Consider the following 25053-nt stretch of genomic DNA (forward strand, 5'->3'; position numbering starts at 1 on the left):
GTCGGTTTCCCCCATCATTCCGACGAACCGCACATGCTTACCGGCGAATCTGTCTTTCATCTCCTGAAGATCCATATCAGGCTGCGTCGGTCTGCTGGCGGGTCTGCTGATCCAGCCATGCTTCGATGTCGGCGACCCTGTATCGGATTGACTTACCGCATTTGATGAACTTTGGCCCAGCGCCGAGGTATCGCCAGTTGGCGAGGACGGCGGTTGATTTGCCGAGCCGCTGCCCTAGTTCTGCCGGGGCCAAGAGTTCCGATGTCATCGGTACACTCCATTTCTTGTAGGTGGACATTCATTCTTTGAAGTTCTACCTCCATTATGGTCACGTCAAATAATGGATGTCAATACTTGGAGGTGCGCTTTCATCTTTTGCATGTCAAGATGGGGACATGGTTGGAAAAAAGATGGAACTCGGGGCGACAGGCGAAGCCGTCGCCCATAATGTGAAGCGGCTTCGCGAAGCCGCTAACTTGACGTATACCGAGGTATCTCGGGGGATTACTGACCTCAAACGCTCCATATCTCCACTGGCCATTCGACGCATAGAGGAAATGGAGCGACGAGTGGATGTTGACGATTTGATGGCGCTGGCCCTCGTTCTTGATGTGACTCCAATTTCCCTCCTGTACCCAGGGGCGGAGTCGGGGGAGGAAGAGGTGCGGGCAACAGGCCTGAAGTCGCCAGTCTCTGCCAAAAGTCTTTGGGGGTGGATGTCTGCGGAGTCGCCACTGTCCGAGAGGGACCGGATGGAGAGGTACGAGTTTCTGGGCTGGGTCTTACCCATGTGGCGACGTCAAGAGTTAGGGGAGGAACTCAGCGGTTGGGCTGGGGCTGTCGCGTCCCATGCCCCTTGGACGCCCGGGGATGACCAAGGGAAGCAGGATGCTACTGAATACATAAATGGCCTCCTTGGAGACATGGAACGGGGCGCTACGGGGAGCCGCCGTCAGAAGTCGGTTTCTGATGGCGACGATTGAGCCGTACGAGACGAAGCAGGGCAGGCGCTATCGCGTTCTGTACCGGACGCCCGAGCGCCGCCAGACTTCGAAACGAGGTTTTGCCACCAAGAGGGACGCCGAGCGATTTGCCAGGACGGTGGAGGTTTCCAAGGACCGCGGAGAGTTCATCAACCCGGCAGATGCCACAGCCAGAGTGGGGGAGTTGGGGGCGGTCTGGATCAAGTCCCAGACTCATCTGAAAGCGTCCAGCTACCGCCCCGTTGAGTCCGCATGGAGAATCCACGTTGAACCGCGCTGGGGGTCCGTGAAGCTGAGCGATATCAGAACCACCTCAGTGCAACAGTGGGTGTCTGAAATGTCAGTGGGGGACGGTGCCATGCAGAAGCCCAAGGCCGGCGCAACAGTCATCCGTAACTTCGGTGTCCTCGCCGCAATCCTTGATGATGCAGTGCGGGACCGTCGCCTATTGAGCAACCCTGCGCGGGGCGTGAAGCTGCCAAGGAAAGCCAAGAAGGCTCATATCTACCTGAGCCACGAGCAAGTGCACTTGATGGCCGCAGAATCCAAATATCCGACGCTGGTTCTGGTGCTCGCGTATTGCGGACTGCGCTGGGGTGAGGCGATTGGGCTACGGGTAAAGGACCTGGACATGCTCAAACGCCGGTTCATGGTCACCGAAAATGCCGTAGAAGTAGGCTCCAAAATCGTCGTTGGAACGCCCAAAAATCACAAGCGCCGATCCGTGCCTTTTCCCAAGTTCCTGGCCGAGATGCTGGCGAGGCAATGCGAAGGGAAAGGTCGTGACGATCTCGTGTTCCCGAACGAGGACGGCGGCTACCTGCGTTCGGCCCGAGTTCACGAGGACAACATGAGTTGGTTTGCCGGCGCGGTGAAGCGATCCGGGATCCCCAGAATCACGCCGCACGATCTCCGCCACTCCGCGGCGAGCTTCGCTGTGTCGGCCGGCGCGAACGTCAAAGCGGTGCAGAAGATGCTTGGTCATAGCAGCGCTGCCATGACTCTGGATGTCTACGCTGACCTGTTCGATGACGATCTGGATGCCGTTGCTGACGCTCTGGATCACGCTGTTTCACGGGCGGATGTTGTCAAAATGTTGCCAAAAGCCAACTGAGGGCAAAGCAAAGGCCCCTGCTTCCCTTGTAAACAAAGGGAAGCAGGGGCCTTGCTACTTGGCGGTGACGGTGGGATTTGAACCCACGTTGGCTTTGACACCAAACAACATTTCGAGTGTTGCACCTTCGGCCGCTCGGACACGTCACCAACCTGTATAGGGTACCGGAGCAGGGCGCCCATCCCCAAAACGGCTGGCTCTTCCCCTGGTGCGAGCCCGGAGGATAGATTCATCAGCAAGATGAGCAGTACCCAGCAACCCGAAGCAACCGCCTATTGGACCGTCGGTCAGGACCAGGGTGAGCTCAGGACTGAGGATCTGCCGGCCCCGGGTCCGGAGGAGGCTGTGGTGCGGGCGCTGTATTCGGGCATCAGCAAGGGCACGGAGCTCATTGTCCACGCCGCTCGGGTCCCGCAGCGCGTCGCCCAGGAAGTGCGGGCGCCCCACCAGGAAGGCTCGTTCCCGTCGCCCGTCAAGTTCGGCTACCTGTCCGTGGGCATTGTGGAACAGGGCCCGGAGGACTGGACCGGCCGCACGGTTTTCTGCCTGCACCCGCATCAGGACCGTTACGTCGTTTCCACTAGCGAACTCACAAGAATTCCCGACGGCGTACCCTCCCGCCGCGCGGTCCTCACCGGAACCGTGGAGACCGCCGTCAACGCACTGTGGGAAGCCGGTCCGCGGTTGGGCGACAGGATCGCCGTGATCGGCGCGGGTCTGGTGGGCGGCATGGTGGCCGCGCTGCTGCGGACCTTTCCACTGGCCAGACTGCAGCTCATTGACGTTGACCCCGCCCGCCGGAAACTCGCCGACGCTCTTGGAATGGCTTTTGCGCTCCCCGCCGATGCCCTCCCGGACTGCGACATCGTGTTCCACTGCTCGGCGTCACAGGAAGGGCTGGGCCGGGCCTTGCAACTGGTGGGCGACGAGGGCGAGATTATCGAGATGTCCTGGTACGCCGACAACAAAGTCACGCTGCCCCTCGGTGAAGACTTCCACGCCCGTCGTCTGTCTATCCGCGCCAGCCAGGTGGGCGTTGTGGCCCGTTCCCGGCGCCACCGCCGGAGCAAAGCGGACCGCTTGGACCTGGCCGTCTCCCTGCTGAAGGACCCGGTTTTTGACGTGTTTCTCACCGGTGAATCGCCCTTTACGGATTTGCCGGACGTTGTGCAGCAATTAGCCCGCGGCGAACTCGAGGCGCTTTGCCATGTGATCAGCTACCCGCATCCGTCCGCCCCAGAAAGCAGCTAACCGTGTTCAGCCTGACGGTCCGCCGCCACTTTATGATCGCCCACAGCCTCCCGCGGGAGGCCTTCGGCCCCGCCCAAGCACTGCACGGGGCAACCTTCGTCGCGGAGGTGACGTTCCGCCGTCGCGCCCTCAACCAAAACGCGATTGTGCTGGACATCGGCGAGGCCGGTGACATCGTCGACGGCGTGCTGGCCGGGCTCAATTACCGCAACCTGGACGAACATCCCGATTTTGAGGGCAAGCTGAGCACCAGCGAGGCGCTCGCCGAATACATCGCTGCCGCTGTTGCTTCCCGGATCAGGGAAGGCAACGACGGCGCAGCCCTTTCCGGGCTGGACGTCACCCTCCGCGAAACTCCGGACGCGTGGGCCAGCTGTTCGCTGGACTTCGCAGCCGGCGAACCCGGCCCGCAGTAACGGCAGCCCATGTCAGAACGCCCGCTGAAGATCAGGCTGCTGGTCCCGGCAAACATCGGCCACAACTCCGGCGGTACTGTCTACAACACCATGCTGGCGCGGGAACTTGCCGCGTTGGGCGCGGTGGTGGAGCTGCTTCCGGTGGATGGCTCGTGGCCGATCGGCACTGCGAAAGAGCGACGCCGGCTCGGCAGGTTGCTGGGGGAATGGGGCACCGGTGCGGTGGTCACCACGGATACCCCGGAGGCTGTGACCATCGTGGACGGGCTGATCGCCTGCGGGGCTCCGGACGAACTGGAGTATGCCGCCGCGGCCGGGCGGCGGAATTGGGTTCTGCTGCACATGCCGGTGGACGGGCACCCGGATTGCGAGGGGCGCGCCCTCCGGGCCGCCGCGGGGGTGATCTGCACCAGCACCTCGGCCGCCGCGGAAATCAGCGAGAGGCACAACATCCACGGAGTAAAAACGGCGCTCCCCGGCACAACGCCGGCGGAAACTGCCGCCGGCTCAGACCCTCCGCGCCTTATTGTCGTGGCCGCGCTGCTCCCCAACAAGGACCAGCTGCTGGCTGTCGGCGCGCTCGCTCAGCTCAAGACGTTGCCGTGGACCGCATCCCTGGTGGGCTCGGATTCCGCGGATCCGGGGTACGCCCGGCTGGTCCGGGACGCCATGGGGCACTACGGACTGCAGGACCGGGTCAGGATCACCGGCCAGCTGACTGGTGAGGCGTTGGAAGAAGAATGGGGTGCCGCCGATCTCAGCCTGCTCGTTTCCCGCGCTGAGACCTTTGGACTTGTGGTCACTGAATCCATCGCCCGTGGCATTCCGGCAGTGGTCCGCAAGGGCACGGGAGCCGAGGAGGCGCTGGCGTACGGCAGCAAAGCACCCAGCGGCGCGCAACCGGCGTTGCCGGGCGCCGCCGTCGAACTGGATGCAGACCCGGCGCCGCTTGCCGAGGTTCTTCGCGAATGGCTCACCCAGGCTGAGCTGCGGGCCGGCTGGCGGGAAGCCGCACTCGCCGCGCGGGGGCAGCTTCCGGGCTGGGACTCAACGGCTCGGGCGGTTCGGGAGGCGCTCCGCCGAGGTGAGATTTAGCGCCGATGTTCGTTCAAAAGATGGGCGCGAATTCTCACCTCGGCGAGCGGTTTCGGCCCGCGAACGCTACCCCTACCCTCCGCGCTGATGGACAATGAGCCCATGACTACCCGTGTGACGCCCGCCCGGACCCTCACCGCAGAGGCGCTCAACCCAGAGGCCCTGACTCCCGAGCTCCTCCGTGCCTGGGCATGGCACAAGCAGGGCCTGGATGGCTCGTTGGCGGGCGCCAACTCCGAGGAGGTTTTCGCCAGGGCCGGCTGGGCACGCTCCGTGGGCGGCGCCAACCCGTACCTCACGCTCTTTGCCCGGGCAGGCATCAGCCGGGAACAGGTGGATGCCGACGTCCTCTCGTTGAAAATCCACGAGCTCCCCACAGCCCGCGGCTGCACCTACGTGCTGGGCCAGGACGACTACGCCTGGGCGCTCCAGCTGGGCAGGGACGCCGCAGAAGTGACGGTCAAGGTGCTCGGCAAGCTCGGCGTCGATCGCGGCGAAATCACACTGCTTGAAGAACAGGTGCTGCATACGCTGGCCGAGGCGTCCGACCCCATGGATCCCAAGCAGCTCAAGGACGAGCTGGGCGAATCCGTGCGCAACCTCGGCGAAGAAGGCAGAAAGAAGGGTGCCACAACCACGCTCCCCACGGCACTGGGCCTGCTGCAGACGGACGGCCGGATCCGTCGCATCCCGGTCAACGGGCGCCTGGACCAGCAGCGTTATGCGTATACCGCCTGGGGCCTTCCTCCGAGCAAACTCGACGACGACCGCGCCCGCACCGAGCTGATGCGCCGCTATCTGGACTGGACGGGTGGTGCCACGCTCAGGCAATCACAGTGGTTCACCGCTTTCACTGTGGCGCAGAGCAAGGCGGCGCTGGCCGCCGTCGGCGCCCGCGAGGTACCCACCGCCGTAACCACCACCGGGGGCCACACGCTGTGGATGCTGCCCGACGACGTCGAACGCCTCGCTGCCTTCAGCCCTCCTGTGGAGGAACAGATTCAGCTCCTGGCCGGGACGGATTCGCTCGTGCTGTTGCGCCGGAACTCGGGTGACCTGTACGCCGAGGAGGACAGGGGTAAAAAGGTGCTGAACACAGCCCTGGCGCTGCAGGCGGACCTGTCTGACCACCCCATCTTTGACCGCGGCCGGATCATCGGGCTGTGGCAGTACGATCCCGGCAAGGAACGGATTGCCTACTGGTTGTTCAGTGGGCCCACCCCAGCGGTGGCGCAACGGATCAGCGAGGTGGAGGCCTGGATCCGCGACGAACTGGGCGACTTCCGCTCGTTCAGCCTGGACTCGCCGGCCTCACGCCAGGAGCGGATCGACGCGCTGGACGCAGCGAACCAGTCCCTTGGTTAGCCCGAGCCGTAAGGGCGGGTAATCGCCTCGAGGAAATGGCCGTCCGGATCATGGAAGTACACGCCCCGCCCGCCGTCATGATGGTTGATTTTCTGCGGAATCGACATTGCCGGATCCGCCCAGTAGGGGATTTCCGCGGCTTCGATCCGTGAGAGCACGCCGTCGAACGTCTCCTCGCCGACCAGGAACGCGTAATGCTGCGGCGCAACGACCTTATCCGAGTTCATGAAATCGAGCGTCACCCCGTTGTCGAGGGAAACAGTCAGAAAAGACCACATCGGCGTCGGCTGCGGCAGCCCAAAAATCCGCGCCAAGAACTCGGCGGAGCGGTGCTTGTCCCTGACGTAGACGATCGTGTGGTTGAAGGCTACGGTCACGGCGGGCCCCTTCCTAGGTGTGCTATTCCGCAAGTTTCTCACTTCTCCGGGTGGATTCCCTCCCCCCCCCTCCCGCGGAGCTCAGCCGTCCCTATGGCCCGCGAAGAAGTCCCGCAGCAGCCCGGCACATTCCGCTTCCTCTATGCCCGCGTAGACCTCCACCCAGTGGTTGAGGCGGCGCTCGCGGAGGACGTCGAACACCGAACCGGCAGCGCCTGCCTTCTCATCCCACGCCCCGAACACCACACGCGGTATGCGGGCCAGCACGATGGCCCCGGCGCACATGGCGCACGGCTCAAGGGTCACCACCAGAGTGCAGTCCGCCAGCCGCCAGCCGCCTCCGCTGCCGCCGTCGAGCACTGAAAGCTCGCGCAGCCGGGCCGCCGCCTGGCGGATGGCAACCACCTCGGCATGGGCAGTGGGGTCTCCGTGGGCTTCGCGCTCGTTGCGGCCGGAACCCAGCACGCCGCCGTCGGGCCCGATCACAACGGCGCCGATCGGCACGTCCCCGGTGGCCAGCGCCCGGCGGGCTTCCGCGAGGGCGAGGCCCATCCATTGAACGTGCTGCTGATCTGCGGGGGCCATGGGTCAATGATAGTTTCAGAGTTGAGGCAGCCGTTGAATGCAGAAACGCAGATGAACCGGGAGGCGCCGTGAAAGTCGTGACAGAGCGAGTGGGGCGCTGGGTGGTTCCGTACGCTGCCCTCTGGATCACGTTGTTGGTGGGCGGCATCATCGTTGTTGCACTGGCGCTGCTGGGCGCGGAGGTCTACGACAACGTGGTGGACGAAGTGGGGCTGGCGAACCTGGACAAGCCCGCGCTGGCTCTCGCGGAGCAGCTAAGGAGTCCAGGCCTTGATGCCGCGGTGACTGCGTTCACAAACATCGGCGGGGGGATCGGAATGCCCATCCTGGCCAGCATCCTGACGGCCTGGCTCACCTGGACCAGCCGGACCTGGCGGCCGTTCATCCTGGTGGGCAGCGCTGCCGCGGTGTCGGTGACGGCCACCTCGGTGGGCAAGACGCTGTTCGGCAGGACCCGTCCGGACCATGCGGATGCCGTCCCGCCCTACGAGTCGTCACCGTCGTTCCCGAGCGGACACACACTTAATTCAACAGTTGTCATCGGTGTGGTGGTCTACCTGGCGTGCCTGGAGCTCCAACGGACAGTGACCCGCGTGGCCGTCATCACTGCCGGGGTGGTCTTTGTGCTGGCCATGGGCCTGAGCAGGGTCTTCCTGGGGCACCACTGGATGACGGATGTCCTTGCCGCCTGGCTGCTGGGGCTGGCCTGGGTGGGCCTGGTGATTCTGGCCCACCGCCTCTTCCATCTCACGCGGCGCAAGGAACACGCAGGCCCGGCACCCACCTTCGACCACCCCGCTGTCCGGAGGGATCCTGTCCGGGATGATCCCGGCGCCAGCGATCCCGGCGCCCGCGATCCCGGCGCCCGGGATGCAGGCCGGGACGCCGCCTCCGGGTGATAGTTTTGACCCATGCGCACACTCGTCGTGGACCACCCGCTGGTCGCCCACAAGCTCACCGTTCTCCGGGACAAAAACACTCCCTCGCCGGTTTTCCGCCAGCTCACCGAGGAGCTCGTGACGCTGCTCGCCTACGAGGCCACCCGCGATGTCCGCACCCAGCCGGTCACCATCGAGACCCCCGTTGCCACCACCATCGGCACCGCGTTCACCAAGCCCACGCCGCTGGTGGTCCCCATTCTCCGCGCAGGCCTGGGCATGCTGGAAGGCATGACCAAGCTGGTCCCCACCGCCGAGGTGGGCTTCCTGGGCATGGCCCGGGACGAGGAAACCCTGGACATCATCACCTACGCGGAGCGCCTTCCGGAGAACCTCACGGACCGGCAGATTTTTGTCCTGGACCCCATGCTGGCCACCGGGGGCACCCTGCGCGAGGCCATCAAGTTCCTTTTCAAGCGCGGTGCCTCGGATGTGACCTGCATCTGCTTGCTGGCTGCTCCGGAGGGACTGGCCAAGCTCGAGGAAGAGCTCGCCGACGCGAACGTCACCATTGTGCTGGCCTCGATTGACGAGAAACTCAACGAGAAGTCCTACATTGTGCCTGGCCTGGGCGACGCCGGTGACCGCCTTTACGGTGTGGCCGGCTAGCTGCTAAACCAGCCGCCACCCGAGTTCAAGCCTTTCGTTTTTTCCTTGCCGCGGTTAGCCTGTCCGCATGGACTGGAAACTTGAGCTTGTGTTTGTCCCTGTGTCCGATGTGGACCGCGCCAAGGATTTCTACGTCAACAAACTGGGTTTCAACGCCGACTTCGACGAGCGGCCCATGGACGGCCTCCGCTTCGTCCAGCTGACTCCACCGGGCTCGGCCTGCTCCATCTGCATCGGCGAAGGCCTCACCGACGCGCCTGCGGGCACTGCCCCGACCCTGCAGATGGTGGTGGGCAACATCCAGGAGGCGCACGACCAGCTGAAGGCCAACGGTGTGGACGTCAGCGAGATCGAGGTCCTGGACTGGGGCCACTTCGTGAATTTCGCCGATCCCGACGGCAACAAGTGGGCCGTGCAGTACATCCCCGCCCGGCCCAACGGCTAGGACTCACTCCGTAAGAGTTATGCCGCGGACGGGCGGCGCGGGCAGGATGGATGCATGAGTCTGCCCACTGAAGCCGTGACCCTGACAGTCCATGCCGTCCTCTTCGACATGGACGGCACACTGGTGGACTCCACCGCAATCGTGGAACAGGTCTGGTGTGAATTCGCGGGCCGCTATGGACTGGACATCGACGAGATCCTGCGGACCTCCCACGGGATCCAGGCCAAGGACACCGTTCGCCGCTTCGCCCCGGCCGGGGCTGACATTGACGCATTGGCCGAAGAACTTGGAGAGATGGAACGGACGCGGACTTCCGGCATTGTGGCAATCCCCGGAGCTGCGGCGCTCTTACGGTCCCTGCCCGCCGACGCCGTGGCGCTGGTCACCTCGGCCGACAGGATCCTTGCGGACGTCCGCATGCGGGCTGCCGGTCTTGAGATGCCGACGACGGCGGTAACCTCCGAAGCCGTGACCCGCGGCAAACCGCATCCGGAAGGCTACCTTCGCGCGGCGGCGCTGCTGGGCGTGGATCCGGTTGACGCGGTGGTGTTCGAGGACGCGCCTGCCGGCATCGCGGCCGGCCTTGCGGCCGGCATCCGCACCATAGCCGTGGGGCCAAATACGGGGGAACTGCCGGACGGCGTGCTGCACATCCGGGATTACTCGTCGGTGTCAGCGACTGTAGAGCACGACGAGGACGGACGCTGGACTATTTCTTTCCGGCTTTGAGATCCTCCACCAGTTTGGCGATGCGCCGCGCCCTGGTTTCTGCGGTCTTGGCATCACCGAGCGGCTCCACGTACCGCCGCTGGGAGCTGTAGTTCAGCGTGGCATAGAAGGCATGGGCATCCGGTTCGGCAGCCAAGGCCGCGGCCAGGTCTTCCGGCACTTCGATGACCCGCGGCCGGGTATCGAGCTCGACGTCCACCTCAACGGTGTCCCCGGCCGCGGCCCCCGTGAGGTCCCGGTTAGCGGCGCTCAGACTGATCATGTAGTGGCCGGCCATCACGGCGATGCTGCTGCGGTAGCTCTGCCCGTTCAGGGTCACCACTACTGGCGGCCGCTTGCCGGCACCCAGCGCAGTGACGATCTCAGCAGGGACCTCGATGCCGGATGTGTTGCCGCTGCCCAGGATGGTGGTGGTGAATTGCATGTTGTCCAGTATGCCCCTCCGTCCGGGAAGCCAACAGCTGCTCAGGCCTCGCAAAGTCTGACCACTTTCGCAGCATGAAAAAGACCGTGGGCCCTGAATCTCGAGGATTCAGAGCCCATGGCTTTGAAGAGTGGTCGGATCTGGAGAGGATCCTCAGGATCCGCCCTGGTCCGGCATCAGCGCCTGGTTTAGTACCAGTTGTTGGCGTAGTGGAAGCTCAATGCACCTGACGGGGAGCCGTAGCGTTCCTTGATGTAGTTCAGTCCCCACTTGATCTGCGTCTTGTAGTTGCTTTCCCAGTCGGTGCCGACGGACGCCATTTTGGTCCCGGGCAGTGACTGGACAATCCCGTAGGCGCCGCTGGAGGAGTTCGTGGCAGTGGTCTTCCATCCGGACTCCTTGTCCCAGAGGGTGCTCAGCGCCTGCATCTGATCCTGGCCCCAGCCGTAGGCTGCGAGCTGGCTGGCGGCGTAGGCCTTGGCAGCGGCAGGGTCATCGACAGCCACGGGGATAGCGGCGGCGGCAGCAGCGGCTGCCTCAGAGGCCTTCCGCGAGTCTTCGGCCGCGGTGGCCTGTGCGGCGGCCGCGCTGTCTGCGGCAGCCTTGTCCTGCGCCACCTTAGCCGCAGCTGACGTTTCCGCTGCGGTTTTCTCAGCTGCAGCCTTCTTGAGGGCGGCAGCCTCGGAGGCTTGGGCTTGGGCTTGGGCTTGGGCATCGGCGGAGGCGACAGCGGCCGGTGCGGCCGCGCTGGTGCTGGATGCCCGACTCAGTTCGGGGGCGTTAACGGCTTGGAATGCGGCCTGGCCAAGCGATGCGGCGCCCAGCAGGGTGGCCACAATGCCGGCAACCACCGGCATCCGCTGGCTGTTGATGCGGCTGGCGGCGTTCTTCAGAACGGACTGGGATTTGGCCGGCGGGGCGGCATTTTCACCGCGATGGCGTGCAACAGGGCGCGACTGATCCTTGGATGCAGACATAGTTTGATTTACCTCTCAGCGCCTGCGGAGTTAGCTGTCGGGTTCGGATGAGGTCATCCGGCCGCACGCTGAGCGTGGCGGCTTCACCCCGAGGGCCGGCGTTAGCAACGGCCCGGAGACACTGGGTCCCCCGTCTCTGCCTCGAATGTATGGACCCCGGGAAGTGGCAGAGCTCGGCGCATCCCGGACGTGGACCGGGAACGGTTGGCCCACGCTTTCGAAGGTACAGCAGAAAAACTCTTAAGTCACATTTAGGTAACGAAGATCACGATGCCGGTGCGTCGCCTTGCGCATCAGGCCGGCCGGGCAGCCATAACGTAAATTCGGTCCATCCGGGACGCGAGGTCACCACCACGGTGCCGCCGTGGGCTTCCATAATCGACTGCACAATGGACAGGCCCAGGCCGCTGGTCCCTTCCGTGGCCGCTGCCCCGGCACCGGCGGGGGGAGTGCCTGCCCGGGCCGCGTCTGCGCGGGCAAAGCGAGCGAAAACCCGGTCCACAAATTCGGGCGGGATGCCGGCGCCGTCGTCGGTCACTGTGATCACCGCGCTGCCGTCAGCGCACCGCTTCACGGCGGTGACCACGGTGGTTCCGGGCCCGGTATGCTTGCGGGCGTTGGACAGCAGATTGGCGAGCACCTGGTGCAGCTGCGAGGCATCGCCGCGGACCGTCACGGGCTCGTCGGGGAGCTCCAGGTGCCAGTTGCGGTCCGGTGCCATGACCTTCTCGTCGCTGACGGTCTCGATGACCAGCTGGGTGAGGTCCACATCACTGAGCTTCAGCGGCTGGCCTTCGTCCAGCCTCGCCAGAAGCAGGAGATCCTCCACCAGGGTGGTCATCCGTTCCGACTGGCTCTGCACCCGGGCCAGGGACTTCTTTCCGTCCGGGGTGAAGTCTTCGGTCATGCGCATCAGCTCGGTATAGCCGCGGATTGCCGTCAGGGGAGTGCGGAGCTCGTGCGAGGCATCGGCCACGAACTGGCGCACCTTCGTTTCACTCTGCTGACGGGCCTGGAGCGCTTTGGCGACGTTGTCCAGCATCAGGTTGAGGGCGTGGCCCACGCTGCCCACTTCGGTTCCAGGATAGGAGTTCGACGGCGGTACGCGCACCGCGAGTGCCACCTCACCGGCGTCCAGCGGCAGCCGCGATACCTGGGTGGCTACCTCCGAGAGCTGCTCCAGCGGCTTCATGGTCCGGCGGATGAGCACTGTTCCGGCGAGACCGATGAGCACCAGGCCGCCAAGGGACACGATCACCATGGTCCACACGAGCGACGTGAGAGTACTTTGCTTGGCGGCAAGCGGCAGGCCGGTCACCATCACGTCGCCATAGGGGGTGGCAGCGGCAACCAGCCTGTAGGCGCCGGTGGACAGCGTCCGGTCAACGGGGGTGCCGCCGGCCATGAGGTCCAGAAGGACGTGATCATCGCCCGGAGAGAGCGCGGCCCGGGTGGCATCCGACGCCAGAAAGCCGGCGCTGCTCACCTCGCCGCCCTCGATCCGGGCAATGAGAGTGCCCACGCCCTGTCCTTTTGCATCAAGCGGGTCCGGCCTTCCATTGGGATTGCCCGGCGAGGGCCGGCCAAAGTCGCTTGACCGCCGCGATGCCCCGGAGAGCTGGTCATCCAGCTGCCGGGTGAGGAAAGAGTCCATCGAGGCATAGCTGAAGAGTCCGATCGCCCCGCAGATGGCCACCAGCAATGCCATGGCCACCAGGACCAGGCGGGTGCGCAGATGCCAGGTGCCCGGGTTCAGCAGGCTCCGTCCTTGGCCGCGGTCGAGTCCGGAAAGAGCGGGCACAGCCTAGCCCGCCGGCTTGATGACATAGCCCGCGCCGCGGACAGTGTGGATCATGGGTGGGTGGACGGCATCAACTTTCTTGCGCAGATAGGAAATATACAGTTCCACGATGTTCGCCTGGCCACCGAAGTCGTAGTCCCACACCCGGTCCAGGATCTGCGCCTTGCTGATCACGCGCTTGGGGTTTTCCATCAGGTAGCGCAGCAGCTCGAACTGGGTGGCGGTAAGTTGCAGTTCGTCTCCGGCGCGGGTGACTTCGCGGGTGTCCAGGTTCAGGACCAGGTCTCCCACCACCAGTTCCGCGGTATCCATGGCGGCCACACCCGAGCGCTGCACCAGCCTGTGCAGGCGCAACAGGACTTCCTCCATGCTGAACGGCTTGGTGACGTAGTCGTCTCCGCCGGCCGCCAGCCCGGTGATGCGGTCCTGGACGGCGTCCTTGGCAGTCAGGAACAGTGCCGGGACCTCGGGCGCGAAGGCGCGGATCCTGCTCAGCAATTCAACGCCGTCGAACCCTGGAAGCATCACATCCAGCACCAGGACATCCGGGCGGAACTCCTTGGCGAGCTTCACGGCCGCCGGGCCGTCGCCGGCGACGGCTACGGACCAGCCAGCCATCCGCAGGCCCATGCTCATGAGCTCGGAAAGGCTGGGCTCGTCGTCAACCACCAAGGCGCGGATGGCGGAGCCGTCCGGGTGGGAGAGCTGGGGAAGGTTGTTGGTCATGGAGTGCGAAGTGGCCATGGGACAACTCTCCGGTCTGCTGGTTAGCCGGCGCTTTGGAGATCCTGTGCGGAAGCTGTGAATGCCAGCCTAGCGAGCTGGACGCTGCGTGATGCTGATGGGCGGTGACTGATGGCTGACGGCGTTTGCCGGCTGTTCCGAAGTGCCGGACCAGAGAGCCTGGCCCGGACGAGAAAAGTCGGTTCAGATGGCGTCATGGCTGGACATCCCAAAAATTTACAGAGCGGAATTTTCACAATCCGATGCAGTGTGAATATTCAGGGGAATTTAGCTATTCTTTTCGAATAATCTTCGGTAAATCGGGTTTTCCGATCAAACGTTCTAGAAAACACTTGTTATTTTAACGCTCCGACAGAATCGTGATCTGCGCCACAAATAAGGTTTTCGTCTCACGATGCGGACGCCTGAGTCCATTGTTACTTGCAAGTTGCCATTGTTACGTTGCACACTTCAATTGTGAACAAGAACTCAACAGCAACTGCAGCCGCAGAATATTGGCCCAGCGCACCCGCTGCCGCCGAGATACGCTGTTGTCGAATGCACGCCTGACTTTCATACCCCAAGAAGTTTTTAGGCATTCGCCCCAGCCCAGCGTCGGGCGCCCCTCCCCAGATCTCATTGCGGGGAAACCTAGCATTCGAGCCGCGATGACGGCCATTCACATTGAGGTAAGCATTCCATGTCAGTTGCATCCGGATACGTCCACATCTCCGTCCGTAACGCCAGCAAAGCAGGCCAGCCTTCCGGACTCCGTCAGGGCTTCGGTGCCCGCCCGGCATTTGCCCCCGCCGGCCCCGGCAACACTTTCCCCGCTCAGGGCTATGTGCCGCAGGGCTACAACCCGAACTCCTACGGCCAGCTCCGCGCCGTTCCCGCAGCCGAAGCCGCACCCATGACCGCGCCCACGCCGCTCATCGCAGGCGCCAACGGCAACTCCATCCGCCCGGTGCCCAACGACAACGTGGCCCGCGGATTTGTCCTTTACATGGGTATTGATGAGGAAACCGCGTCCGCCGCCGGGACCTCCATTGCCAAGCTCGCCCAGGAAATCCGCGCCTACGCCCAGTCACTGGTGTCCGGTGCCGAGAGCTACGCCGCTGTTGCGGTTGCGCCGGCCAGCGCCCCCGGTTCCGCGCTCGACGTCGTCCGTTCCACCTTCGGGGACCCTACCGTCAATGCACGGCAGCGCTCGGAAAACGCCCGCCTCCAGCAGGCGCAGGACCCCCGCCCGTCCGGCGTACTCATTGACCTTGCCCGCCGAGAAGTCCACCTGGACGGCGAATCCCTGAATCTGACGTTCAAGGAATTCGAGCTGCTGAACTACCTTGTCGAGAACGGCACCCGCACCGTGGGCCGCGACGAACTCCTTGAGGGCCTGTGGCGCAACGCCGAAGAGGTGCCCAACGAGCGCACCATCGACGTGCACATCCGCCGCCTCCGCTCCAAGTTGGGACGCCTCGCCAACACCGTCCGTACGGTCCGGGGCCAGGGCTACCGCTTCTACGAGCACCCCGAGGTAGTGGTCTGGGCCGCTCCGGAATACTCGATCTAGCCTTACTCGGCTAAACAAAAGCGGCATTCCACCGTGCCTTAGACACCTCCTTGGTTCCTCCCCACCGTCTCCCTAGCCTCGCAAGCTCGGCCAGGGAACCCTGACGGCGTGGGCCCAGGCGATGCGGCACTACGCGGAATGCCGCTTTTGTGCGTCCGGGCCAAGGAGCAATTGCCTCCGCGGCTGGGTGGGCGGCGATAGGGTAGGGGCATGAACGGGCATCATGTTAAACGGTTGGTGATCATGCGTCATGCCAAGGCCGACTGGCCCGGGGGCGTTGCGGATCACGACCGGCCGCTGGAAGAGCGCGGCCACCGCGAAGCACCGCTAGCCGGCAAATGGCTGCTCAAGCACGGCGTGGTGCCGGATTTCATCCTCTGTTCCAGCGCACTGCGCACCCGGCAGACGTGCACGTGGGTGTGCGCGGAATTGGGGGACAAGGCCCCGACGCCGAAACTTGAAGACGGACTGTACGCCACCTCTGCGCTGCGGATGCTCAGAGTTGTGAACCAGGTTCCGGACACAGTCACCACGTTGATGCTGATTTCCCACATGCCAGGCGTGCAGGACCTGGCCATGCATCTGGCCTCCCGCGACTCCAACCATGACGCTTATATGGATGCCGCCACCCGCTATCCAACGAGCGCCCTGACTGTATTGGAGACGGAAAAGTCCTGGGGCGAGCTGGATGGGCAGGATGCCCGGCTCACCCATTTCAAGATACCCCGCGCACACTAGAGGATTCAGCCCCATGGACGAGCTGCACGCACAGCCGATTCCCACGGGAACGCCCGCTGGGCTGGTGGCATCCGGCGGGACGCTCACCGCGATGCACCTGCGTGAGTACGTGGGGGCGTAGAAGCGTCCACCGACGCTTGGGCCGGGGCCCGCGTTCCCCGTTTGACCCTGGCCCTCAGCTCATCAGTCATTGATTCTCCTCATGATGGGCCGGCGTGAATGCCGGAACAGAGGTGGATAGCGCGACCATCCATGTCCAAAAGTGAATCCATAACACGGGGCCGGCGCCATCGGAGGTTCATCCGCGCGGCGGCCGACGAGTCCTTGGCGGCCAAGCACCTGCGAGCCAGCTGGGTGAGCCTGGCGGATTATCCCGTGCCGGACGTCTCGGCCACCTCCCGAAGCAGCCCTGCAATGTGGCGGATGCCCGGGCTGGCCGTCATGGTCCGGCGGTACACAATTCCTACCTGGCGTGCCTGCACCGGGTTCACCACCCGCACGGCCACCACGCCATCGGGCAACGAAGGCCGGCCCAGCCGGGGGACCAGCGCCACCACCACGTTCTGTCCCACGAGTGCGATGTGGGTGGAGAAGTCCGGATCGTAGACCTTGATGTCGGGGACGCGGCCCAGGTCGGCAAAGATCCGCATGAGGGCCTCGTTGCAGATGGCCCCGTGGGGCGTGCTGACCCAACGCTCGTCCACCAGCTCAGCGGGCTCCACCGATTCCCGCCCGGCCAGCGGATGGCGGCCGTTGACCAGCAGATCCGCAACATCCTCGCACAGCCACTCCAGCGTCACATGCCCCGGGATGACCAGCGGCACTGAGTTCCAGTTATGGACAATCCCCAGATCAGCTTCCCCGTTGGCCACCCGGGCCACGGCTTCACGCGGATCCTCGGCCAGCACGTTGAGGTCCAGCTCGGTGGCGGACGCGGCGAGCCGGCCCAGCATGGGCCCCACCAGCCCACGGCAGGCGGTGGAGAAGGAAACGAGCCGCAGCAGCCCGCTTGGCTTGGAAGGGTCCGCCAGGAGCGTGGACTGCAGTTCTTCGAGTTCAGCCAGGATCCTGCGTCCGTAGGCAGCCAGGGCAATACCTCGCTCCGTCAGCAGCACACCCCGGCCCCGCCGCTCCAGGACGGCAATCCCGGTCTGTTTCTCCAGCTTCTTGATCTGCTGGGACACGGCCGACGGACTGAAGCCCATCACGTCGGATGCCGCCACCACCGAGCCGTGCTGTTCGATCGCCGCCAGGGCGCGGAGGGAGGAAATATCAATCATGAAGCAAAGGTACATGATTTCGTGCCGGATTCAACGCTGGTGCTTCATTCGCCCGTCTGTCAGAGTGGGCAAGTGAACCTACGTCATTCCGCTTTGGCAGTCCTCGTCGCCGTCCTCTGGGGCATCAACTTCGTCGCAATCGACTTCGGCCTCCACACCAACGGCCGGGAAGTGCCGCCGCTGCTGTTTGTCGCCATGCGCTTTGTGCTGGTGGTTTTCCCCTGGATCTTCTTCATCCGAAAGCCGGACGTCAGCTGGAAGGCGATTGTCGGCGTCGGGCTGTTCATGAGCGCGGGCCAGTTCGGGCTCCTGTACCTGGCCATGGCCCTCGGTATGCCGGCAGGGCTGGCTTCCTTGGTGCTGCAGGCGCAGGTCCTCCTGACCGTGCTCCTGGCTGCTGGCCTCCTGGGCGAGCGGCCCAACAGACGGCAGCTGGCCGGCGTCGTCCTCGGTGTTGCAGGCTTGGCCATCGTGGCGGTGGGGCGCAGCACAGTGGCGCCCGTGCTGCCCCTGATCATTTTGCTGGGCGCCGCCCTGTCCTGGGCGGCCGGCAACATCATTGCCCGCAGGGCCAAGGCAGCCTCCGGGCTGGGGCTCGTGGTGTGGTCCGGGGCCGTGGTGCCGCTGCCTCTCGCCGGGCTGTCGCTGCTCATCGACGGGCCGGCCGCCGTCGCCGGTACCCTTGCCGACCTGCAGCCAGCCACCATCATGAGCGCACTGTACACGGCGGTCTTCGCGTCGCTGGTGGGCTACGGGATCTGGAACCGGCTGCTGAGCATCTACCCGTCGTCGGCCGTGGTGCCGTTTACCTTGCTGGTTCCGGTGGTAGGGATGACGGCGGCCTGGATGGCGCTGGGAGAGGTTCCATCGCCGGCCGAATTGGCAGGCGGACTGCTGCTGTTGGGCGGAGTGGCGACGGCGGTGCTGAAGTTCGGGGGCCCGCGGGCTCAGCGGCGGGCACCTGTTTTGGCGGCCGGTTTACGGGTGCCGGGCTTGAGGGTGGAAGAAGCGGACGACGCCGTACGCCTGGCCGCCGTTGCGGGCTTCCGCGGAGCAGAAACTCGCGAGGTGGAAGTGCCCTGAACGGGGCGCTGAGCAGCGCCCTTAAGAGTGCCCTGAGCGGGGCGCGGAGCAGTGCGCGCCGCTGGACGCCGCGAAGGCACCGGACGCCGCTTGGATGCGGACACCCTGGAACGAGTGCGCAGCCGCATGCCGGCAGGCCACACAGCACCGGTAAACAGCAGCAGCAGCGTCAGCGATCCGGTCATGGCCGCCAGATAGAAGTAGATGTCCGAGTCTTTGGTGGTCACGGCCGTCCCAAGGGCAGCCGCGTCCTGGTTGAACGCGAGCCCCCACATGCGCAGGAACGCAATGGTGAAGCCGATAAACAGGCTGGTTCCCACGCTGGCGGCCACCAACGCGAGGTAGCGCCGCCTGGCGAAAACCTCCGCAACTGACGCCACGTAGCCAACCCCCACCACTCCCAGGAACGCGAACAGGACCGCTTCTTCCAGCGTGATGGCCGTGAGTACCAGCAGGCCCAGGGCAGCGAAAACCGCTCCGATGGCGATCTTCCCGCTGTTACCCATGTGGCGCATGTGACTAATCATCGCTGATGCCGCGGTTACTTCACCACGTAGCCGCGCATAATTGCCATGATGGCTGCAACGCTCTGGTCACGGGTCCGCTCCGGGTTATAGGTCTGACGGTCCAGGCCCACCACAAAGCAGGCACCGAAGATCGCGGTCTCCAGGCTGCCCCGGGAGATGGAGCGGTCTACGGTGTACACGGCAGCCACGCCTTCAACGGCCGCGCCGATCACTTCCAACAGGCGCTCACGAAGTTCGGCAAAGGTGTCCTGCCATTCACTGGGGGTGCGCCAGTTTTCACTGACCCACAGCCGGGCAAAGGACGGGTACTCGGCCATAAAATCCATGGCCTGGCCAATCATCGCATCCATGGCCACCAGCGGATCGGCGGAAACATCCTTCACGCTCAGCAGCCGGGCCAGCAGTATGTCCACGCCGTGGCGCAGCAGCTGGGCTATCAGGTCCGACTTGCTGCCGAAGTTGTAGTAGACCGTTCCCTTGGACACACCGGCGGCAGCGGCGATCTCGTCCACGGTCACGCCGGCCGCACCGCGCTCGCCAATCAGCTCCATGGACGCCTCGAAGAGCTTCTGCCTGGTGGCGTTGGTACGCTCCGGGCGGAGCTTCTTCTCGCCGGATTCAGCGGCATCGGACTCCGCCGGGCCGGACTTCGGGGTGTTCATACGGCGATCTCTGGTTTCAGGGACTTGAGCGTCCAGAACTTGTGCTTATGAACGGCCAGTGTGGACAGCCCTGCACCCAGCAGGGTGTAGCCCATCAGCCCCAACACGGTAGGCAGGATCATGGACAGGTCAGCACCGTAAATGAGATGCCGCATGCCAGTGACCACGTAGCCCATGGGCAGGACCTCGTGCACCACGTGGAGCGGCTGTGGTGTGGTCTGCCAGGGGAACGTGCCCCCGGAGGAGACCAGTTGCAGCACCAGCAGAATCAGCACCACCAGCTTTCCGGGCGAACCGAGCAGCGCCACCACACCCTGGATGATGGCACTGAACGCCATGGCCGCCGCGAGCATAAAGAGCCACATCAGCACCGGATGCGCCGGGTTCAGTCCCAGCCCCACATTCACCACCAGGGTCAGCAGGCTCGCCTGCACCACGGAGACGGCAAGGAACGGAAGCCATCCGCCGACGGCGATTTTCCACGCCGGGGCGTTCGATGCCAGGGCCCGCTGGGTGATGGGACGCATTGCCTGGATCAGCATAAACACGCCGATCCACAAGGCGAGGGTCAGGAAGAACGGGGCGAGTCCTGCGCCGTAGGAACCGGCTTTCGCCTGCGAGACGTTGCTGACTGCTACCGGATCGGAAATGACCTTCGAGAGGCTGTTCTTCTGCGCGTCATCGGGGTTTGGCACCTGCCCCGCGCCCTTGGCCAGTTCACCAGCGAGCGTGCGGGCGCCGTCGGCTGCGGTGCCGGCACCGGTCTCAAGCCGCGCCGCGCCGTCGTCGAGCTTCTGCGCTCCGTCGGCGAGCTGTGCCGCGCCGTCCAGCGCGCTCTGCTGCCCGGCTGCCAGCGTTGCTGCCCCCGTGTGCAGCTGGTCGGCGCCGCCGGATGCCTGCACGATTGCGTCCCGAAGCGCCGGGGTGGCGCCCGCGAGCTGGGCAGCGCCCGCGCTGACGGCCTCAGAGCCGTCAGCGAGATGCTTGATCTGGGCAGCATCCGTGGCGATCTTCGCCTTGGCGTCGGCAACCGGGCTGGAGGCGGCCGCGGTGTCGAAGTCCTTGAGAATCTGCTCCGCCTGCGCCGGCGTAAGAACATTCGCCGCAACCAGCCGGGCGTTGGACTCCACCACCCGGGTCCGAAGTCCCTTGTCCGCAGCATCGAGCTGTCCGACGACGTCCTGGACCTTGGTGTTCAGGGCGGCGTTGCCGGCGGCCACCTGGGCGGCACCGTTGGCGAGCGTCCGGGTATCGGTGGGAAGGGTGGCGGTTTTGTCCTTGAGTTCGGCCAGCCCGCTGCTCAGCTGTCCGGCACCGTTGGTCAGCTGGTTGGCGCCATCGCGCAGTTTGAGCTGCCCGTTGTACAGCCGGCCGGCGCCGTTGGCGAGCTCGGTGGTCCCTGCGTGGAGGGTGACCGTACCGTCCCGGAGGGTGGCGATGCCGTCCGCGAGCTGCCCAGCGCCGTCGGCTGCCTTGAGCATCTGGTAGTGGATGGTGCCGAAGCCGGTCAGCAGCTGGTTGGCTGTTTCCTCGCCGACTTCGGTGGCCACGGAGGTGTGGACGGCGGTGGTCAGCTTGTCCACGATGGTGCTCAGCAGGTAGTTGTTGGCGTCGTTGGTGGTGACGTTGAGCATGGCCTGGCTGGCGGAGTCGAAGCTGCCGGGAGAGACCAGGTTTGTGGAGAAATCCTTGGGGATCTTGAGCGCAAATGCGTATTTTCCGCTACTCACACCCTGATCTGCTTCCTGGGTGGTCGCAACGGACTGCCAGTTGAAAAGATGGCCCTCCACCAGGCTGTCCGCGACCTTCTGGCCTGCTTTCAGCTCGGCGCCGTCACTGGATGTGGAGCCAGTATCTTCAACCACCAAGGCAGCGTCGATCTGGTTCAGGTTGCCATACGGATCCCAGTTGGCGTATAGGTACACGGCGCCATACAGCAACGGCACCATGGTCAGCGCCAGGATGGTCAGCTTGGGCAACAGCCCGCCGGTCATGCGCTTGAGTTCAGAGCGGGCCAGCCGCAGCACAGTCACTTTGCGTCCTCGGTTTCGAGTCGGGATTCTTCTGCAGCGTGCGATCCGGCGCTGCGCGGGTGGTGGATCGAGTTGCCGATCACCGCGGCGGGTCCGGTCCAGTTGTCCGGGAGGGCAGCCACGGTGGCGACGACGGCGAGTGGCCGGCCGCCGTCGTACGCCAGCTTCTCAAGCCGCGGAAGCCAGTCCGCAACGTCGGCGGTGTGGCGGTCGGGGGAGTCGATGACCAGGAGGTCGGTGTAGGGGTTGGCGAGGGCCAGAGCCGTGAGGAGTTCGGTCCTGCGTTCGGGCGGGAGCTGCTCCGTCCACAGCTCCGCGATGTCCTCGAAGCGGTTGATCTTGAGCCAGGGCTTGCTGAGCAGTGCTCCGCGATACCGGCGGGGAATGAGGGCGAGGTCCTCGGTGACCAGATCCCGCACGCTCAGGTGCTGTTCGGGTTCGTTGACGCCCGGCGAGTCCACCAGTCCGCTGGCGAGCCGGAGGGGTTTGATCTTGACCCTGCCATCCCAGCTGATGTGGCCGTCCGACGGTTTCATGCGGCCGGTAAGGGTGAGTGCGAGGGCTGTGCGCTGGTCCTGGCGGTTGCCGGAGACGAGCAGGAGATCGCCGCGCTTGGCCTGAAGTGAGGTGGGCGGGAGCAGGTCATCCCGCCGGCCTTTCACATGGAGCTGTTGTACGGAGAGCAATGGTGGCCTTTCGCGGTTCGTTGTCTTCCCACAGTCTAACTGAACTGACCAGTCAGTGCAAATAGACTCGGGCCGACGTGACCAAACAGTCAGCCTGGGGCCGTTGCCGGAAGAACAGCCGCCTTACAAACCGTACTCTTCGAGCAACCGGAGCCACACCTCGCTGATCGTGGGGTAGGCGGGGACTGCATGCCACAGCCTGTCCAGCGGCACTTCACCCACCACTGCGATGGTGGCGGCGTGCAGCAGCTCAGCCACATCCGGACCGGCGAAGGTGGCACCGAGGAGCACCTTCCGGTCCTCGTCGATGACCAGCTGGGCCCAGCCTTCGTAGTTTTCCGAGTGCAGGGAGGAGCCGGCTACGGCAATGGGAAGCTGGACGGAGGACACGTTGTAGCCATCCCTTCTCGCCTGCTCCACGGTGCGGCCCACAGTGGCCAGCTCCGGATCGGTGAACACCACGTTGGGGATGGCGTGCTCATCGGCAGTCTGCGCAAAGTGGCTCCACGCTGCCGGCGCCCCCTGCAGTTCCCCCTTCGCCCGGGCCACGATGGAATCGGCGGCGGCCCGGGCCTCGTACTTACCTTGGTGCGTCAGCAGCGCCTTTCCGGCGGCGTCGCCTACCGCGTACAGCCAGAGTCCGCTGTCGCCGTCGCTCGCTGCTCCTTCCACCAGGCCGGTGGAGTCCGTTCGGAGCGTCAACGGCTGGCCGTCGGGGGAGTCCAGGCCCACACTTTCCAGGCCGAGACCTTCCAGCGCGGGATGCCGGCCGGTCGTTACCAGGAGCTTGTCCGCTGTCACCGTGGCTCCGTCGTCGAGCGACAGGGTGAGGGAACCGTCGTCGTTCTCGCGGGCACTGTCAGTCCGGGAGTTTAAGTGGAGCTCCACGCCATCCGCGCGGAGGCCGGCAGCAACCAAAGCAGCCGCTTCCTGGGGAAAGTTACCGAGAAGGCCGCTGCGGGCAACCAGGACAACCTCGGAGCCCAGGCGCGCAAATGCCTGCGCCAGCTCTGTTCCGGCCACGCCGCCGCCCAGCACGGCCAGCCTTTCGGGGATCTCCGAGGCAGACGTGGCTTCGCGGGTGCCCCAGTATTCGAGATCGGCCAGGCCGTCTATGGGCGGCCGGTTGGGGGTGGAGCCCGTGGCTAGAACGACGGCGTGACGCGCCGTGAGCGCATAACTGTTGCCGTCCAGCCCGGCTACTTCCACTGCGCGCGGCCCGGTGAGCCAGCCGTGGCCGCGGATCAGCTCGATCCCTGTGTCCTCCATCCACTTGATCTGGCCGTCATCCTGCCAGTTCGAGGTGAAATAGTCCCGACGCTTCAGCACGGCAGCGGAGTCCAGGGTGCGGGTGACTGCTTCTTGGGCGCCGGGCACGGTTTGGGCGCCGTGCAGAGCCGTGCCCGGCCGGATCAGCGCCTTGGACGGCATGCAGGCCCAGTATGAGCACTCGCCGCCCACCAGCTCAGCCTCCACCAGTACCGCGGTCAGTCCGCCCTGCACTGCACGGTCCGCGACGTTTTCCCCCGCGGCCCCGGCACCGATCACAATGACGTCGAATTCCCGCTCAAGAACCTGTGCAGCCATGGCAACAGCCTACGCCCGGCGTCTGGTGGTTAACATTGAGATCCAGAAGCCAGCCACAACAGATACGATTAACACAGCGATCCAGAGCAACCGGAACGAAGGTGATTGCCATGAGAAAGAGCGGCGGAATAATCACTGGAATGGCGGCAGTAGCCGTGGTCCTGGGACTTGTTTCATTCACGGGGCTCTCCCCGTCGCCAGGGATCGGGACGGGTTCCCTGGTAGGGATCGCCAACAGACCGGCAGCTGATTCCCAGCCCAACCAGCCAGGAGCCGGGGTCCATGATTCAACCCCGTCGGTGGGAATCGGCGGCAATCTGCAGACGGCCATTGATCGCGTCATCTCGGACAACGCCGGTTACCGCATCGGTGTCGCGCTGGTGGATACCACAGACAATGCGGTCCATGAGTACGGCTCCGCGGAACCATTTGTCGCAGCGAGCACGGCGAAAGTCCTGGCGGCAATTGCCTACCTGCACAAAGTCGAATCCGGCCAGGCCTCGTTGGCGGACCCGATGGACGACTACAACTCCGGCTACGAACTGCAGGAAATGATCCAGGACAGCGACAACAATGCCTGGGCGTCAGTCCTGGACGCCATCGGCCCGGAGGAGCTGCAGGCCTACTCTGCGCAGACCCTGGGAATCGATTACAGCATGGATGAAAACGTCCTCACTGCCGCGGACATGGCGCGGACCCTGGCGGGTCTGTTCGAGGGCAGGCTGGTGGACGCGGAGAACACGTCCCTGTTGCTGTCCTATATGCGGGACACCAACTTTGAGTCTCTTATCCCGGCGGCAGTGCCAGCAGGCATTCAGGTGTTTCACAAGTACGGAATGCTGGGCGGGGAGCTGCACGACGCTGCCATTCTGAACAAGGACGGCAAGAGCTTCGTGCTGGTGCTTTACACGGAGCTGAAGGATCCGGGTTCCTCATCCGGGGACGTGGAGCTACCGGATCTGACCTACGATGCCCAGACAGCCATCATCCACCAGCTGACCCAGGCTGTGACGGGCGCTGTGTACGGAGTCTGAAGCCTCTCGCGCTCATGT

26 protein-coding genes, 1 tRNA gene, 1 pseudogene and 1 riboswitch are annotated in these 25053 nt (G+C 64.7%); of the genes and pseudogenes, 15 read left to right on the forward strand and 13 right to left on the reverse strand.

All coding sequences use genetic code 11. From position 1 onward, the window contains the following. Nucleotides 1-76 precede the first annotated feature (76 nt). The gene (locus tag ACQCST_RS04735; protein WP_426998180.1) at nt 77-268 is read right to left on the reverse strand and encodes a helix-turn-helix transcriptional regulator; all 192 of its coding nucleotides are present in this window, start codon (nt 266-268) and stop codon (nt 77-79) included. A 127-nt stretch (nt 269-395) separates the two neighbouring features. On the opposite strand from ACQCST_RS04735, the gene ACQCST_RS04740 reads away from it, so the two are divergent. The 3 genes and pseudogenes from ACQCST_RS04740 to ACQCST_RS04750 all read left to right on the forward strand — a co-directional run bounded on the left by ACQCST_RS04740 (nt 396) and on the right by ACQCST_RS04750 (nt 2097). Beyond that, a complete protein-coding gene (locus tag ACQCST_RS04740) occupies nt 396-983 on the forward strand; it encodes a helix-turn-helix domain-containing protein (protein WP_426998181.1) in 588 nt (195 codons plus the stop codon). Continuing rightward, a pseudogene (locus ACQCST_RS04745) lies at nt 970-1311 on the forward strand (Arm DNA-binding domain-containing protein); the annotation flags it as partial. The gene ACQCST_RS04740 and the pseudogene ACQCST_RS04745, both read left to right, overlap by 14 nt. Before the next feature lie 30 nt (nt 1312-1341). Then, nucleotides 1342-2097, forward strand: a complete 756-nt coding sequence (locus tag ACQCST_RS04750; RefSeq protein WP_426999076.1) for a tyrosine-type recombinase/integrase — start codon at nt 1342-1344, stop codon at nt 2095-2097. A gap of 59 nt (nt 2098-2156) precedes the next feature. Here ACQCST_RS04750 and ACQCST_RS04755 read toward each other — a convergent pair. Then, nucleotides 2157-2246, reverse strand: a tRNA-Ser gene (locus tag ACQCST_RS04755). 91 nt (nt 2247-2337) lie between these two features. Here ACQCST_RS04755 and ACQCST_RS04760 point away from each other — a divergent pair. From ACQCST_RS04760 to ACQCST_RS04775, 4 genes are all read left to right on the forward strand, one after another. After that, nucleotides 2338-3348 (forward strand): zinc-dependent alcohol dehydrogenase, encoded by a 1011-nt coding sequence (locus ACQCST_RS04760; protein ID WP_426998182.1) that lies wholly within the window; start codon nt 2338-2340, stop codon nt 3346-3348. A gap of 2 nt (nt 3349-3350) precedes the next feature. Then, nucleotides 3351-3764: a 6-pyruvoyl trahydropterin synthase family protein gene (locus ACQCST_RS04765; protein ID WP_426998183.1), complete on the forward strand. Its 414-nt coding sequence runs from the start codon at nt 3351-3353 to the stop codon at nt 3762-3764. 9 nt (nt 3765-3773) lie between these two features. Continuing rightward, nucleotides 3774-4859: a glycosyltransferase family 4 protein gene (locus ACQCST_RS04770; RefSeq protein WP_426998184.1), complete on the forward strand. Its 1086-nt coding sequence runs from the start codon at nt 3774-3776 to the stop codon at nt 4857-4859. A 102-nt stretch (nt 4860-4961) separates the two neighbouring features. Then, complete coding sequence (locus tag ACQCST_RS04775; RefSeq protein ID WP_426998185.1) at nt 4962-6224, forward strand: DNA glycosylase AlkZ-like family protein; 1263 nt, start codon at nt 4962-4964, stop codon at nt 6222-6224. Here ACQCST_RS04775 and ACQCST_RS04780 read toward each other — a convergent pair. Beyond that, nucleotides 6221-6601, reverse strand: a complete 381-nt coding sequence (locus ACQCST_RS04780) for a VOC family protein (protein ID WP_426998186.1) — start codon at nt 6599-6601, stop codon at nt 6221-6223. The two genes, ACQCST_RS04775 and ACQCST_RS04780, sit on opposite strands and share 4 nt — an antisense overlap. A gap of 81 nt (nt 6602-6682) precedes the next feature. Next, entirely contained in the window at nt 6683-7186 is a 504-nt protein-coding gene (tadA, locus tag ACQCST_RS04785) for a tRNA adenosine(34) deaminase TadA (RefSeq protein WP_426998187.1), read from the reverse strand. Between the two features lie 68 nt (nt 7187-7254). On the opposite strand from tadA, the gene ACQCST_RS04790 reads away from it, so the two are divergent. The 4 genes from ACQCST_RS04790 to ACQCST_RS04805 all read left to right on the forward strand — a co-directional run bounded on the left by ACQCST_RS04790 (nt 7255) and on the right by ACQCST_RS04805 (nt 9907). Then, complete coding sequence (locus tag ACQCST_RS04790) at nt 7255-8085, forward strand: phosphatase PAP2 family protein (RefSeq protein WP_426998188.1); 831 nt, start codon at nt 7255-7257, stop codon at nt 8083-8085. 12 nt (nt 8086-8097) lie between these two features. Next, entirely contained in the window at nt 8098-8733 is a 636-nt protein-coding gene (upp, locus tag ACQCST_RS04795) for a uracil phosphoribosyltransferase (RefSeq protein ID WP_426998189.1), read from the forward strand. Nucleotides 8734-8800: 67 nt separating this feature from the next. Continuing rightward, entirely contained in the window at nt 8801-9178 is a 378-nt protein-coding gene (locus ACQCST_RS04800) for a VOC family protein (RefSeq protein WP_426998190.1), read from the forward strand. A gap of 54 nt (nt 9179-9232) precedes the next feature. Further along, nucleotides 9233-9907 carry an HAD-IA family hydrolase gene (locus tag ACQCST_RS04805; protein WP_426998191.1) on the forward strand — a complete coding sequence of 225 codons (675 nt, stop codon included), beginning with the start codon at nt 9233-9235 and terminating at the stop codon, nt 9905-9907. Here the strand turns inward: ACQCST_RS04805 and ACQCST_RS04810 are convergent. From ACQCST_RS04810 to ACQCST_RS04825, 4 genes are all read right to left on the reverse strand, one after another. Then, entirely contained in the window at nt 9888-10331 is a 444-nt protein-coding gene (locus ACQCST_RS04810; RefSeq protein ID WP_426998192.1) for a YdeI/OmpD-associated family protein, read from the reverse strand. The two genes, ACQCST_RS04805 and ACQCST_RS04810, sit on opposite strands and share 20 nt — an antisense overlap. 188 nt (nt 10332-10519) lie before the next feature. After that, on the reverse strand, nt 10520-11308 hold the full coding sequence (locus ACQCST_RS04815) for a hypothetical protein (protein ID WP_426998193.1): 789 nt from the start codon (nt 11306-11308) through the stop codon (nt 10520-10522). A gap of 4 nt (nt 11309-11312) precedes the next feature. Beyond that, nucleotides 11313-11496: riboswitch (cyclic di-AMP (ydaO/yuaA leader) on the reverse strand. 77 nt (nt 11497-11573) lie between these two features. Next, nucleotides 11574-13109, reverse strand: coding sequence for an ATP-binding protein (locus ACQCST_RS04820; protein ID WP_426998194.1), 1536 nt, complete (start codon nt 13107-13109; stop codon nt 11574-11576). 3 nt (nt 13110-13112) lie between these two features. Further along, nucleotides 13113-13853, reverse strand: a complete 741-nt coding sequence (locus ACQCST_RS04825) for a response regulator transcription factor (protein ID WP_426998195.1) — start codon at nt 13851-13853, stop codon at nt 13113-13115. Nucleotides 13854-14532: 679 nt separating this feature from the next. Here ACQCST_RS04825 and ACQCST_RS04830 point away from each other — a divergent pair. Beyond that, a complete protein-coding gene (locus tag ACQCST_RS04830; RefSeq protein WP_426998196.1) occupies nt 14533-15405 on the forward strand; it encodes a winged helix-turn-helix domain-containing protein in 873 nt (290 codons plus the stop codon). Nucleotides 15406-15615: 210 nt separating this feature from the next. Further along, nucleotides 15616-16143, forward strand: coding sequence for a SixA phosphatase family protein (locus tag ACQCST_RS04835; RefSeq protein WP_426998197.1), 528 nt, complete (start codon nt 15616-15618; stop codon nt 16141-16143). Between the two features lie 368 nt (nt 16144-16511). Here ACQCST_RS04835 and ACQCST_RS04840 read toward each other — a convergent pair whose 3' ends face one another. After that, a complete protein-coding gene (locus ACQCST_RS04840; RefSeq protein ID WP_426998198.1) occupies nt 16512-17423 on the reverse strand; it encodes a LysR family transcriptional regulator in 912 nt (303 codons plus the stop codon). 72 nt (nt 17424-17495) lie between these two features. On the opposite strand from ACQCST_RS04840, the gene ACQCST_RS04845 reads away from it, so the two are divergent. Continuing rightward, nucleotides 17496-18506, forward strand: coding sequence for an EamA family transporter (locus tag ACQCST_RS04845; RefSeq protein ID WP_426998199.1), 1011 nt, complete (start codon nt 17496-17498; stop codon nt 18504-18506). Nucleotides 18507-19047: 541 nt separating this feature from the next. On the opposite strand, the gene ACQCST_RS04850 is transcribed toward ACQCST_RS04845, so the two are convergent. The 4 genes from ACQCST_RS04850 to ACQCST_RS04865 all read right to left on the reverse strand — a co-directional run bounded on the left by ACQCST_RS04850 (nt 19048) and on the right by ACQCST_RS04865 (nt 24001). After that, nucleotides 19048-19695, reverse strand: a complete 648-nt coding sequence (locus tag ACQCST_RS04850) for a TetR/AcrR family transcriptional regulator (RefSeq protein ID WP_426998200.1) — start codon at nt 19693-19695, stop codon at nt 19048-19050. Beyond that, entirely contained in the window at nt 19692-21728 is a 2037-nt protein-coding gene (locus tag ACQCST_RS04855) for a YhgE/Pip family protein (protein WP_426998201.1), read from the reverse strand. Before ACQCST_RS04855 ends, ACQCST_RS04850 begins: the two co-directional genes overlap by 4 nt. Next, the gene (locus ACQCST_RS04860) at nt 21725-22414 is read right to left on the reverse strand and encodes an ABC transporter ATP-binding protein (protein WP_426998202.1); all 690 of its coding nucleotides are present in this window, start codon (nt 22412-22414) and stop codon (nt 21725-21727) included. The genes ACQCST_RS04855 and ACQCST_RS04860 overlap by 4 nt, the downstream gene beginning before the upstream one ends. Nucleotides 22415-22537: 123 nt before the next feature. Continuing rightward, nucleotides 22538-24001, reverse strand: a complete 1464-nt coding sequence (locus ACQCST_RS04865) for a dihydrolipoyl dehydrogenase family protein (RefSeq protein ID WP_426998203.1) — start codon at nt 23999-24001, stop codon at nt 22538-22540. Nucleotides 24002-24111: 110 nt separating this feature from the next. Here ACQCST_RS04865 and ACQCST_RS04870 point away from each other — a divergent pair, with 110 nt between their 5' ends. Next, nucleotides 24112-25035: a serine hydrolase gene (locus ACQCST_RS04870; RefSeq protein WP_426998204.1), complete on the forward strand. Its 924-nt coding sequence runs from the start codon at nt 24112-24114 to the stop codon at nt 25033-25035. Nucleotides 25036-25053 lie beyond the last annotated feature (18 nt).

The organism is Pseudarthrobacter sp. N5 (assembly GCF_050157035.1).
Classification (GTDB): Bacteria; Actinomycetota; Actinomycetes; order Actinomycetales; family Micrococcaceae; genus Arthrobacter.